The organism is Methylocystis sp. SC2, assembly GCF_000304315.1.
Taxonomy (GTDB): Bacteria; Pseudomonadota; Alphaproteobacteria; order Rhizobiales; family Beijerinckiaceae; genus Methylocystis.
The window spans coordinates 1,152,492-1,166,427 of record NC_018485.1; the positions used below are offsets into that span (position 1 = coordinate 1,152,492).

Annotated in this window: 3 protein-coding genes; all 3 read left to right on the forward strand. The window is 66.8% G+C overall.

All coding sequences use genetic code 11. From position 1 onward, the window contains the following. Nucleotides 1-146 precede the first annotated feature (146 nt). The 3 genes from BN69_RS05470 (at nt 147) to BN69_RS05480 (ending at nt 13,614) form a co-directional block, all read left to right on the forward strand. On the forward strand, nt 147-5,312 hold the full coding sequence (locus BN69_RS05470; protein ID WP_014890565.1) for a hypothetical protein: 5,166 nt from the start codon (nt 147-149) through the stop codon (nt 5,310-5,312). Next, nucleotides 5,309-11,140 carry an alpha-2-macroglobulin family protein gene (locus tag BN69_RS05475; protein ID WP_014890566.1) on the forward strand — a complete coding sequence of 1,944 codons (5,832 nt, stop codon included), beginning with the start codon at nt 5,309-5,311 and terminating at the stop codon, nt 11,138-11,140. The genes BN69_RS05470 and BN69_RS05475 overlap by 4 nt, the downstream gene beginning before the upstream one ends. A gap of 74 nt (nt 11,141-11,214) precedes the next feature. Continuing rightward, nucleotides 11,215-13,614 (forward strand): transglycosylase domain-containing protein, encoded by a 2,400-nt coding sequence (locus BN69_RS05480; RefSeq protein ID WP_014890567.1) that lies wholly within the window; start codon nt 11,215-11,217, stop codon nt 13,612-13,614. The last annotated feature ends 322 nt before the right edge of the window (nt 13,615-13,936 follow it).

The following is a 13,936-nucleotide window of genomic DNA, read 5'->3' on the forward strand; positions in this document are numbered from 1 at the left end:
ATCCCCAGACACGGAGCCTAGCCTAAAAGATATTCCCGCCGGCTCCAAATGGCGTCGGTCGAACAAGCGCATAGGACAGCGGCATGGACGAATCGGCGGCGCAACGAGAGGCGCGTGGCTCTCGACTCAGGCGCGGCGCGCGGCCTATGCTTGGCTCCAGCGGCGGCGCGGCCTTTCCGGCAAGTCCGCCGCTGGCTTACGGTGCGCTCATGCGGCGGATCGCGTTTTCTCTTGTCGCCGCCTTCGCGGCCTATTTTGCGCAGCCGTTGTGGCGCGCCACGCAAAACGCAATCGCCGAGACGAGAGCCAAACCGAGCTCGATCAGCATTTCGCCAGGCGAGTTGCCGGCGGATCGCGACGGCGCGAGTCTTCTTACCGTTCCCGCGCCCGGCCGCTATTCGATCCGCGCCAAGAGCCCCTCCGGCGCGCGCATCGAACTCGTCGACATGATCGCCGGCCCGCTCGATTCGAGCGGCGCGCCCGGTCTGCGCGATGGACGAATCGACGCGCTGCTCGACAAGGGCGTCTACAAGCTGCGGGTTTCCGGCGCTAAAGGCGCGAACGGCAAGACGACGCTCTCCGCCAAGCCATTCGTCGAAGCCGACGCGTCGAAGCCAATGCTCGCGCCCGGACGCATTCAAGGCGGCGAACTCGGCGATCTGCAGCAACGCTCCTACGCTTTCGACGTCGGCGCCGAGGGTCGCGTGAGCCTTGAGGCGATCGGTCGCGCGCTCAGCGACCTGCGCGTCTGGCGCAGCGACGGCGAACTCGTCGATCTCGCCTTCGAGCAGGAGACGGTCGAAACAAAGCCGGGCCGCGCGATGAATCGGCTGCGTGTTGAAGGCGCGCTGGAGCCCGGGCGCTATGTCGTCACCGCCTATGGCGGCGAGAAGCTCGTCTGGGCGCAAGGCGATACGGCCCAGCCCTTCCTGCTGCGGCTTGACGCGCCGGCGCTGCTCGCGGCGGGCGTCGCCGAGGGCGTGATCGGCCCCTTCGGCGCCGCGCGCTTCGACGCGCCTTCAAGCTATGACGCGTTCCGTCTCGATCTACCGCAGACGACGCCGGCGCGGCTTGACGCACGACGCAACGATACGAAAGAGATCGCGACGATCTCGAAGAACAGTCGCACGCCCTCCGTAAATCTTAGGCTCGCATCCGACGGCAAAAGCAACGCGCGACTCGAAGTGTCGGGCTATGAGGGGCAGGCGTTCACGCTGCGCGGTCTGCGCCAATCAGACCGCGAAACATTCGAAGCGTCGGGACCGCATCTTGTCAGCATCGATCTTGCTGGCGAGGGCGGCGACGAAGCGCCGGCGACGGCGCTCTTCGCGCGCATCGAAAGCGACGGCAAGACGCGGGTGATCGCGTCAGACGCGCCGCGCATCGGCGCAGGGAAAGCATGGCGCGGAAAGTTCAATCTGTTCGGCCCGACGTCGATCCTCTTCGAGGCGACGCGCGACGGGCCCGTCGCGATCGACGCGAAAGGCGTGAAGGTCGACGCCACGATTGAACCGGCGCTCGGCGCACAGGCCGCGCGCGCCGACGGCAAAAACGCCGCGCGCTACGATCTACAGGCGGGCTATTATTTTCTCAGGCTGGAGCCGAAGGGCGAGTCGGGCGGCGTGATCGATGTGACGCTCGGTCCGCCCGGACTCTCCGTATCAGCGCCGGCGCCGGCGCCCGCGCGCGCAACGATGTCCTTCGGGACGCAGACCCTCGAAAGGGACGGCTCCTATCTCATCCTGACGAATGTCGCGCCGCAACTCCTGACCGGACCGCGCGTCGTCGCGCTTCCGGCCGAGCTCGACAAGGCGCCATTGGCGCTCTGGCAGGACGCGGGGAAGGACGTTGCGTTGCCGGTGCGGCTTCCAAAGACCGGCAAGATTATTGCGCGCGATTCGCATGGCGCGGATGTCGCGCTGACCCTCGCCGATCAAAAGGAACAGAATGAGCAGCGTCTCGCGACGATAAACATCGCGGCCGCGGAAAAACCGCGCGCGCTGGGCCTCATCTTCGTTCCCGAATCGACGGCGGCAAAGCCCGAGGAGCCGGGCAAGCCCGCGCCGACGACGCTTTCCGCTTCAGTCGCGCGTCCGGCGTATTTCGATCTTGCCCGCGACGAGACGAAGCGGTTGCGCTTCGACGTGCCGCAGGGCGGGCTCTACCGCGTCGAGACGCTGGGGCGCATGAAGACCGCGCTGCGCGTCGGCGCGACTGTTTCGCCGCGGCTTGGCGAAGGCGATGCGAATGGCCCCGGCGCCAACGCGCTGGTGACGGCCTTTCTGCGCGCCGGCGGCTATCGCGCGGCCGTAACGGCGAAGGAGTCCGCCGGACATCTTGGCCTTGCCGTCTCGCCTGCGACTCTCGCGCCGACGGCGAAACTCGTCGATGCGGGAATCGCCCGCGCGACGCTCGATTCAGGCAAAGGCGCGGTCACGCCGATCGAGATCACGCGCGAGGGCGAATATCGCATCGAGCTTCTCGGCCTGAAGCAGAAGTGGCGCGCAAGACTGGAGGACGCCGACGGCTGGCCGCTCGCGGCGCCGGGCGAAATGCAGCGAATCACGCGCCGATTCGAGAAAGGCGTCTATCGGCTGGTCGTCATGCCGAGAGACGTCGAAGCGCGGATGGTCGCGCGACTAACGCCGATCGTCGCCGCGAAGGCGCTGGAAGGCCATGGTCCGCATCCCCTGCCCTTCGGCAAAGCGCAAAGCTTGCAGTGGCGAGAGCCGCAGGCGCGCGATGCGCCGCGCGCGCCCGACGTCTGGCGTTTCACGCTCCACGGCGATTCCGACATCGAACTTTCGATCGGCGAAGGCATGGTGGGCGAGATTTTCAAAGGCGAGACGGACAGCGTCGGCAAAGTTGCCGCGGGCAGGCCGTTCAAGTCGAAGCTGTCGGCCGGCGACTATCGGGTCGAGGCGCGAAGCCTCGCGCATGACGATCGTCTCGACTACGAGATCTCACTCGATTCGAAGGAGCTGCAGCCGGATGCGCCCCGCGCCGTCGAACCGCCGACGCGCGTCGACTTCTCGCTGGCCAAGGACAGCGTCGTCGATCTTTCCAGCTTCAGCGCCATCGAGACCATCGGCGTGTTGACGGACCACAAAGGCGATGTGATCGAGCGTCTGCAGCCGCGCGCCGACGACTGGAACGTCGCACTGTCGCGACGCCTGCCCGCCGGCGACTACCGGCTCGCGCTCGAACCGCTCGGCGCTGCGCCGAGCGCCTCGGTGGAAGCTCAGGAAGAACCAAGCGAAGAGACCGAAGACTCTTCAAATGAAGAACAGGTCGCGGAAAGTGCAGAAGCGCCATTGAGCGGCGTCGAGCTTCGCTTGTCGCTGCTTGAGGAGAAGAATGACGGCGCGCTGACGCTCTCGGGCGAGAAAACGCTGAATGGCGCCGGCGCGCATGTTCTTGCCCTCGCGCCTTCGCCCGCCGGCAGTCTCGCGCTGGTCGCGGCCCGCGCCGAAGGCGACGTCGCCATCTCGATCGAACGGCGCGGCGCTGACGGAAAATGGCGCGCCATCGGCGTCGAGCGCGGCCCTGCGCCAGTCGCCGCATGGCCCGCGGCCGACGAAGGCGAAACGCGCGCGGTCGTCTGGGCGATTGGCGGCGGGGACGCGCCGATTGCGGTCTCCGCGCGCGCGATCGAACGCCGCGCGCGCCGGCTCGGCGACATCGCCCTTGATCCCGTCGACGGCGTCGCCGGTCTCTGCGTCGCCAAGGTTGCAACGCCCGACGCGGCCCTCGTGACGCTGGCGACGCAGGAGGACATCGCCGCCGGCTCGATGGCGGGATCGTTGTTGCGTGCGGCGCGCGCCGGAACGCTTGCGCCGCAAGCGCAGGATTTGTGGCTGATGGGGCGCGGCGACTGCGCGGCGCGCGTCGGCGTCGCCGCCTTCGATTGGAAGGGCGCCGAATTTTCGCTCGATATCGGCGAGGGCGAGCGCGCGCATCTTGCCGCTCTTGCGCCGCCTGCCGGCAGACTGCGGCTGTGGCTCGCCCGGTCCGCCTTCGCGCAGCCGGCGCTCGATGGCGGCCAGGGCGTCGGCGTGGCGAAGGGCGCGGCGCTGGCGCTTGCCGGGGAGGCGCCGCTCGAACTTTGGAATGCCGAAGGCGCCGCGCCGATGCGCGTCGCGCTGAACGCGATCGACGTCGCGACGCGGCCGGCGGTGAAAGGCGGCGCGCTGTTTTCGGGGATCATCGCGCCGATGAGCGCGCAGCCTGTCGACATGGATGACGCCGCCGGGCCGCTCGCGCTCGACCTTGCCGGAGGGCTCGCCGCTTTTGCGCAGCCGCGCGTCGTCTTTAACGACGGCGCCGCCACGTCGCGCATTCTGCACGGCGTCAAATCGCGCGTGCTTCTCGTCAATCTGACGCAGGCGCCGCTACCGGCGCGCATCGCGCGCGAGACCGGCGAGAACCGACGGCTCGACGCTACGCGCGTATTCACGCGCTTCTTCCCCGCGGCGGGGCAGGTTTCGCTGCCGCTCGACGCGCAAAAGAACGACAGGCTGATCGTCAGCGGCGCTGGGGCGACAATCCTGTCCGACAGCGGGCGAGTTTCGCGCGGCGATGACATGACGCTCGACGGCGCCGGCGAAGCGATCATCGAGCATGGCCCCGGGCTCGTCGCCTTCTGGATCGAACGCGCCGGCGCGTCGCCCTGGCCCGCGGCCGCGGCGCGCGCGCTCAATCCGCCGCAGCGCGTAATGTTAGAGGGCGCGGCGACGCGCTTGTCGATCAAGGGCGACAGACCGGCGCTGTTGAAAGCGACGGGCGGCGCGCCGGCGATCGTGAGCTTTACGCAGAACGGCAGGCGCGAGACATTCGCCTTCGCCAATGGCGTCGATCTTTATCGCTACATGACGCCGGGCGAAGCGATCATCGACATTTACGCGCCCTATGAGGGGACGCTCTCCGGCGCGCTCGACATTTCGACGCAGCCCGTCATCGAGGCGCATGAGGGCGTGAATGACGCGGTGGCGGTTTCGCCCGGCGCGCGCGCGCTCTTCAGCTTCGAGGTCAAGGAAGCGCGCGACATCGGCCTCGGCGTGCGCGCCGAGCCTGATCGCGTCACGGCGCGCCTCTTCGACGCGCAGGGCAAGACGCTCGGCGAAGGCGTCGCGCAAACGGTGAAACTTTCGCCCGGCCGCTATTTCGTCGAGGCGCGAACGCCGGCCGACGCGCCGACGACGACGATCCGCGTCGCGATCGTCGGACTGTCGCCGCCGGTGAACGCGCCGCCGGCGGAGATCGTCGCGGAGCTGCTCGACAAAGCCGGGATGAAGAAAAGCAAGGCGCAATGATTGCGAAAGGCGCGGCGATGAAAAGACTTCTGCTTCTCTCTCTTTGCGCGCTTCTCGCCGCGGCGACGCCGCTGCGCGCGGAAGCGCCGCCGGTCTTCGATCGCGCGCAACGCGCCGACGGCGCGCGCGTCGCGCCCGACCGATTCCTGCGCGCCTATGACCCGGTGACCATCTTTTTCCCCAGCGACGCCGGACCGAAGAACGGCGGCGCGGAGGACTCGCCGCAAAAATATGCGACGATGATTCCGCAGCCCGCCGGCGAATGGCGCTGGCTCGGTCCGCGCGCGTTGCAGTTTCGTCCCGCCGACGCCTGGAAGCCGCTCTCGCGCGTGAACGTAAAACTTGGCGCGGCGGAGACCAGGCTCATCGCGCTGCTGCCGACGCCGCGTTCGACGAATCCCGCCGAGGGCGCCGATCCGCAGCTCGAACTGACGCAGATCGCCCTGACCTTCGCCGAGCCGGTCCACCTCGCCGCGCTCACGCGGCTACTGACGATCGAAGTGCGTCCGGCGCCGGGCGTTTCGCCGCAAGGCGGACAATTGCTCAGCGCCTCGGCCTATGAGATTCGCGCGCTGGAGCGCGGCGAGCGCGCCCAAGAACAGACCTATGTCATCCGTTTCAAAGAAAGGATCGCCGACGGGAGAGTCGCGATCCTGCGGCTGCGCCTTTCCGACGAAGCCGGGCTCGACGACCAGACCTATGAATTGCGGCTGCGCACGGCGCCGCCTTTCGCGGCGACCGAAGCAAGCTGCGGGCGCGGCTGGAGCGACGACCGCGCCGACAATGTGCTGCGCTGCGCCTCCTATCTCATGTCGCCGGAGAGCGGCGAGGAGGAAAGCGAAGGCGCCGCCATCCCCTATGCGCCGGCGAGCAAGCGGCTGCTCGCGCTGTCCTTCAACGCGACGCCCGAGACGCTCGACATTCTGCGCGCGCGCGAAGCGCTGCGGATCACGCCGCCCGTCGACGACCTTGCCGTCGAGACCGACGGCAGGCGCCTGCGTATCGTCGCGAAGTTCCTGTCGGATCGCGTTTACGAACTTTCTATCGCCGAAGGCGCGCTGAAAGATTCGCAGGGGCGTGCGCTGGCGAGCCCCTTTACCCAGCGCTTCGCCTTCACACGCGACGCGCCGGCATTGCAGTGGGACGCGGGCTATGGCGTCGCCGAGCGCTTTGGCCCGCAACTTTTGCCGGCGCGCGGCCGCGGCTATGAGCGCGCCGACATTCGCATCCACGCCATCGATCCGCTGTCACGCGATTTCTTCCCCTTCCCGGCGCATGGCGTCGACACCAGCGACACCGACGCGCCGCCTTTGCCCGGCAATGAGCCGAAGCTTTGGAGCGAGAGCGCCAACATCGATTCGGACGCGATCAAGCAGCGCATCAAATTGCTCGGCTCGCCCGCCGTGTCGCGGCTCGTCGATCTGCCGATCCGCCGCAACGGGCCCGACGCGAAATTCGGCGTCGATCTCAAGGAAGATTTCGCCAAGGTCAGCGGCCGCGATCAGCCGGGGACCTATCTCGTGGGGCTGCGCGCGGTCGATGAGGACAAGCGCCGCTGGCTGCGCGTGCAGATCACCGACCTCTCGCTGTCCGCCGTCGAGGAGCCGACGCGGGTGCGTTTCGCCGTGACGTCGCTCGCGACGACGCAGCCTGTGAGCGGCGCGCAGATCCGCGTCGAAGGGATCAAGGACGAGAAATTCGTCACGCTCGCGAGCGGAACGACCGACGCTTCGGGCTTCTTCTCCTGGACGCCCGACAGGCGCGGCGGCGGCGAAGCGCGCCGTATCGTCGTGAACAAGGGATTGGACACGCTCGTCGTCGACCCCAACAGCGCGCCTTCGGAATATTCGCGGGAACTCTGGTCGAAGCCGGAATCGGAATGGCTCGCCTGGACAAGCGAGGCGGACCAGCCGCGCGCCGAAAAGCCGCGAACGCTGTGCCATCTCTTCTCCGAGCGGCCCATTTATCGGCCGGAAGAATTCGCGCACATCAAAGGCTTTGTGCGCAGCTACCGGGGCGGCGCGCTGAGCCTCACAAAGACCGGCGGCACGCTTGTCGTCACAGGCCCGGGCAATCAGGAATGGCGCATTCCCGTGAAGCTCGACGCGAGCGGCGGCTTCTATCACAAATTCGACGCGCAAACCCAGGCGACCGGAGACTATTCGGCAAGGTTCGAGCCGGACGCGCCGAAAAAGGCGGAGGCGCAAAAAGACGAAGCGGCCGAGGGAGAAAGCGAAGCGGCCGAAGCCTCGCAGGACATTTCCTGCGGACAATTCTCGTTCAAGAAGGAAGCCTATCGTCTGCCGACTTTCGAAGTCGTGCTCAACGCGCCGCAGACCGTCGCGCTCGACGGAACCTTCGACGTCGATCTCCTCGCCCGCTATTTCGCCGGCGGGCTTGCGGCGGAGCGTCCCGTCAAATGGCGCGCGGCGCAATTTCCGCATGTCTTCACGCCGCCGGGACGCGAGGGCTTTCTCTTCTCGACCGATGCGCGCTTCTCGGGCGACGGCAAATTCAAATCGACCGCCGTGCTGGAGCGCGATCAGCGCACCGACGCCGGCGGCGCCGCGCGCATGACCTTCGACACGACGATCGAGCCGACGGCGCAGCCCCGCCGCTATTCGATCGAAGCGACGGTGACCGGCGACGACGGCGTCGAAGTGCGCAATGTGCAGAACGTCATTGCGCTGCCGCCCTTCGTGCTCGGCGTGAAAACGCCGCGCTATGTCGAGCGCCCCGGCGCCGTTACGCCGCAGCTCGCCGCCATCGACGGCAAGGGCGACGCCGTCGTCGGCCTGGAGATGACGCTGCGGCTGATCAAGCGCAACTGGATTTCGACGCTGCAGGCCTCCGACTTCGCGCAAGGCGCGGCGAAATATGTCACGCAGGCGCAGGACGACGTTCTGATTGAACGCAAGGTGACGAGCGCCAAAGAGGCGCAGCAGGTCGAATTGCAGACGCCCGACGCTGGCGTCTATGTCGTGCAGCTCGAGGCCTATGATCGGCTGAAGCGCCGGCAGCAGGTGAGCGTCGATTTTTTCGTCGACGGCGATACGCCCGTCACTTTCGCACGGCCGCCGGCGGAATCCGCGACGATCACGACCGACAAGGACAAATATGCGCCGGGCGAGACCGCGACGCTCATCATCCAGTCGCCCTTCCAGAATGCGCGCGCGCTCGCCATCGTCGAACAGCCGAGCGGCGTCTATGATTATAGTTTCGTCGACATCGCCAATGGCTTCGGCCGCTATGCTCTGCCAATAAAAAAGGAGCAGACGCCGAAGCTCGCCGTGCATTTCCTGATCATGCGCGGACGGCTCAAGGATGCGCCGCCACAGCCAACCGCGAGTTTCGACCAGGGCAAGCCGGTCACCATCGCCGCGACGAAATGGGTAGAGGTGACGCCGGTCAAGAACATCGTCAATGTGAAGCTCGAACATCCGGCGAAGGCGCGCCCGGGCGATGCGATCGAGGTCACGCTGCGGCTCTCCGACGATACGGGCAAACCGCTCGCCGGCGAAGCGACCTTCTGGATGGTCGATCAGGCGGTGCTGTCGCTCGCCAAGGAACGCCCGCTCGATCCCCTGCCCGACTTCATCGTCGAGCGCGAGACGAAAATGGCGGCGCGCGATACGCGCAACATGGCCTTCGGCGTCATTCCGCTGGAGGAGATCGCCGGCGGCGACGGCGACGAACTGCAGGAATGGGGCGCCGAAAACAACATTTCCGTGCGCAAGAATTTCACGCCCGTGCCGATCTATCTGCCGAGCGTGAAGGTCGGTCCCGACGGCGTTGCGAAAATCAAAGTGCAACTTCCCGACACGCTGACCGTTTTCAAGCTGCGCGCCAAGGCGGTGAGCGGACCGGACCGCTTCGGCGCGGCGGGCGGCGAGATGCTGATCCGTCAGGCCCTCGTCGCGCAGCCCGCGCTGCCGCGCTTTATCCGGCCGGGCGACGCCTTCGACATTGGCCTCGTCGCGCGCATCGTCGAAGGGCCGGGCGGCGCCGGCAAGGCGTCGATCGCCGCGCCGGCGCTGACGCTCTCCGGCGAGACGAGCCGCAAGATCGACTGGGCGCAGAACAAGCCCGTGCGCGTCGATCTGCGCGCGCAGGCGCCGGCCCAGCTCGCAGGCGACGCGACGCTCGCCTTCCGCATTGAACGCGACGGCGACCGCGCGAAGGACGCCGTCGAGATCGCTTTGCCGGTGAAGCAGGATCGCGAAGCGACGCGACGCTTCGAATTGGTCGAGATCGCGCCTGGCGAAACGAAGACGCTTGCGCCGATCGGTGAACCGGCGCGCCCCGGCAGCTTCTCGCGCGAGACGATCGTCGCCGCCGACCCGTCGATCGTAAAGCTCGTCGCCGGCTTGAACGGGCTCGTCGAATATCCCTATGGCTGCACCGAGCAGCGCCTATCGCTCGCGCGCGGCGGGCTGGCGCTCAAGAGCTTCGCGCCAATTCTCGCGGCCGCGGGGCTCGAGGACCGCGTCTCCGCCAATGTGAAATCGACGGCGCAAATCATCGACCAGTCGATCGACGCCGACGGACTGGTCGCCTTCTGGCCGCGCGCGCGCGGCACCGTTTCGCTGACCGCCTGGGCTTATGATTTTCTGGCGCGGGCGGAGCGCGCGGGAGAGGCGATCGACAAGACGCTGCTGGATCGTCTGGCCAATATTCTGAAACTCTCGCTGCGCTCGGATTATCCGCGACTGCTTTCCGGCGATGAATCGCGCGAGCGCGTCGAGGCGCTGTCGGCGCTCGCCGAGGGCGGCAAGCTCGACGAATCCTATGTCGCTGAATTCGCGCGACGGGCCGATTTCCTGCCCAACATCAGCGTCGCGCAGATGGCTTCGGCCGCCGCGCGTCTCCCCAATGTCGATCAGCGCGCGATCGCTTCGCTTGTCGACACGATGTGGAGCCGCGTTAAGTTCGCCAGCCGCAATGGCGTGCAGGTCTATGCCGGTCAGGCCGCGGAAAGCGCTTCGCCGCTCATTCTGCCGTCGGAGACGCGCAGCATCGCCGAAATGACGCGCGCCGCGGCGCTGACGGCCTCTGGCGATCCGCGCGCCAATGCGCTGCGCGACGCCCTGCTCCGGCTTGGCGAGGGCGACGGCTGGGGAACCACCAACGCCAACGCCGCAGCGATTGAAGCGCTCGCCGAAGGCTGGCGGCGGCCGGTTGCGCCGATCGCCGTAACTGTCAACGATGGCGGACAGGATCGCGCGCTGACGCTCGACGCCAGCAATCCCGTCGCGCGGCACGTGACAAAGACCGACGCGCCGCTGAAGATCGCCAACGGCTCCAATGCGCCGCTCGTCGCCATGATCGAGACAAGCTACATGCCGGTCGAGCCCGGCGCAAAAGCGCAGCCGACGAGCGACGGCTTTACGATCACGAGGCAGAGCTGGCGCATCGGAAGCGGGAAGGCGCCGGAGAAGATCGACTCTCGGGACGGCGTTCTGGACGTGAAACAGGGCGACCTCATCGAAGAGACGGCGGAACTGGTCAATCCCGAGGATCGCACCCATGTCGCGATCTCGATCCCGCTCGCCGCGGGCTACGAGCCGCTCAATCCCAATATCGCGACGGCGCCGGCCGAAGCGCAGCCGTCAACTGCGCCGACGCTGCAGCCGAGCTGGGTCTCCTTTGGCGATGATCGCGTGTTCTACGCTTACGATTCGCTGCCGAAGGGAACCTACCGCTTCGCCTTTCGCCTGCGCGCGCAAACGGCGGGCGCTTACACGCAGCCGCCCGCGCTTGTCGAGGCGATGTACAAGAAAGGCCTTCGAGCGACGAGCGCCGGGGCGCGCGTGGAGATCGGCAAGTGATGAAAGTTAGCGGCGGCGCCTCGATTGCGCCCTTCTCCCGCTCGCGGGAGAAGACGTCATGCGAAGCATGACGGATGAGGGTCGCGTGGATCACCCTCACCCGACCTCGCTTTGCGGGGCCACCCTCTCCCAAAGGGAGGGGGTTGGCGTGCGGAATCATTCTCGCTGTCGTTGCGGCGTTCATCGCCTGCGCCGCCTGGCTGTCGCATGAGGCGCTGTCGCGCGCCGAACTCAATTCTCCACGCGCCAGCGCCATCCTCTACGACCGCAACGGCGCCTTTCTCACGCAGATCGGCGAAAGGACCCGCGATCCGGCGACGAACGCGCCGCGCATCGATTATGGCTATTGGCCGCTGAAGACCGTCCCGCACAAAATTGCCCGCGCGACGCTCGCTCTCGAAGATCGCCGCTTCTACGATCATGCTGGCGTCGACGTCCGCGCGCTGTTGCGCGCCGCCTGGCGCAACCTCGTTTCGCGCGGCAGACGCGAAGGCGCCTCGACCATCGCGATGCAGGTCGCGCGCATGCAGGGCGAGCGACCGCGCGCGTTCTTCGAGAAACTGATGCAGGCGGCGACGGCGATCGCCATCATCGCGCGTCACGGGCATGAAACGACGCTGGCGCATTATCTGCGGCTCGCGCCCTATGGCCTTAACGGCCATGGCGTCGCCTACGCCGCGCGATTTTATTTCGACAAGCCCGTCGACGACCTTTCCTGGGCGCAGGCGGCGCTTCTCGCCGCCATCCCGCAATCGCCCGGACGGATGAACATTACGCGCGAGAGCGGATTGAAATTGGCGGCGGCGCGCGCGCGTTACGCCATCGCCCGGCTCGAAACGGAAGGCGCGCTCGACGCGGCGCAGGCGGCGCTCGCGCGCGCCGAGCTCGATCATATGCGGCCGCTCGACGCCAAGCGCCGTCCGGAAACATTGCATCTCGCGCTGCGCTACGAAGCGCTGGCCCGCGAGGGCCACGCGCGCCAGATCTCTGAAGACGATCCGCGCGTCAACGCCACGATCGACTTGAGCGTCGAGGGCGACGTTGCGCGTCTCGCGCGCCGCTATCTTTCGATGTTTCGCGTCCGCGGCGCGCGCCAAGTCGCCGTCATGGTCGTTGAGCGCGGAACCAACGCGGTCATCGCCGACGTCGGCTCCTCCGACTATTACGACCCGCAGGCGGGGGCTTTCGATTTCACCCGCGTGCGGCGCTCTCCGGGCTCGACATTGAAGCCGTTCATTTATGCGCTGGCCTTCGAGCGCGGCGTTCTCAAGACGACGGATCTCTTGAACGACATTCCTGAAGGCGCCTCGGGCGTGTCGAACGCCGACGGGCTCTATCTTGGACCGCTGACGCCGCGTCAGGCGCTCGCCAATTCCCGCAACGTGCCGGCGACCAATCTGCTGCGGCGCGTGGGGCTCGAGGCGAATTTCAACTTCCTTCGCGACCTCGGCCTGCACGATCTCGAAACGCCGGCGGAGAGTTTCGGAATTTCCATGGCGATCGGCGCGCTGCCGACGCGGCTCGAGGACGTGATGCGCGCCTATGCCGCGCTCGCGGACGATGGGATCATGCGCGAACTTGCCTTCACGCGCGACGAATCGCGACGTCCGGCGCGGCGCGTCTTGTCGGTCGACAGCGCGCGGCTGATCGCCTCGATGCTCGCCGATCCCCAGGCGCGGCTTCCGTCCTTTCCGCGCTACGGACCGCTCGAATATCCCTTCGCGGTCGCCGTGAAGACCGGCACGTCGCAAGCCTATCGCGACGCCTGGACGATCGCCTTTTCGCATAAATTTATCGTCGGCGTATGGCTCGGGCGTGGCGACGCCGGCGCGATGCGCGCGATGACCGGCGTTTCATCGGCGGCGCGGCTCGCCCATGGCGTGCTGGCGAAGCTGCATGACGCGAAGCCCGGAGACATCGCGCCGGAAACATTTGCGCCGCCGCCGGGACGAATCGCCATCGATCTCTGTCGCGCTGGAGATGGCGCCGACTGCGCGCAGACAGTGCGCGAATGGGTGAAGCCGGAGGACGCCCGTTGGAGCCAGACGCAACATCCGCGTCCTCATCCTGAGGAGCCGCGAAGCGGCGTCTCGAAGGATGTTCCGGAAACGGCGCTCTGCGCGCCGCCGGCCTTCGAGGCACGCATTTCCGGCGCTCCGCAGGGGGAGAAAGCGGATCGCGCGTGCGACTCGCAAGCAATGAGCGTCGCGCCGCTCGTCATCGCGACGCCGGAACACAACACGCATATCTGGCGAAACCCGGAGCAGCCCGAGCGCTTCAACCGACTCGCGTTGAAACTCGCGCCCTCAGGCGCGGATGCGCAGATCGTCTGGACGATCGACGGCGAACCTTTCGCGACGGCGCAGGCGGACGAAACTGTGTTCTGGCCGATGACGCCCGGCCGACATCGCATTCAGGCGCGGCTGGCGCTCGCGCCTGTCGCGTCGCGCGCGGTGAGGGTTGTGATTGAGTGACGCTTGGGCGTCCGTCGTCGAACGCAGCGCGGCGCCTGAAGCCTCATAGACAAGACTGACGGTCGCGGCCGTTCCCGTCGTTCCATCAGTGCGCGTGAAGATCGTCTGGCCGTCGATCGACGAGGAATTAAGGTGAGGCGGTCATTAGAATCCGAAAGATCAAAATCAGAAGAACACTCGATATAGCTAAAGGCGTCCAGATATTCTCATAAGCGTCTACAAGCTGACAATTTAGTGCATTATTTTTGTCGCATGTCAATAAAACTTTGTCGCCTGATTTTATATGGAGGTGCCCCGCATTAACTTTCACAGTTATCTGCTC

What these genes read in the sequence shown, in the direction of transcription:
- BN69_RS05470 (WP_014890565.1), top strand. Translation starts at nt 147, where the DNA reads ATGCTTGGCTCCAGCGGCGGCGCGGCCTTTCCGGCAAGTCCGCCGCTG.
- BN69_RS05475 (WP_014890566.1), top strand. Translation starts at nt 5,309, where the DNA reads ATGATTGCGAAAGGCGCGGCGATGAAAAGACTTCTGCTTCTCTCTCTT.
- BN69_RS05480 (WP_014890567.1), top strand. Translation starts at nt 11,215, where the DNA reads ATGAGGGTCGCGTGGATCACCCTCACCCGACCTCGCTTTGCGGGGCCA.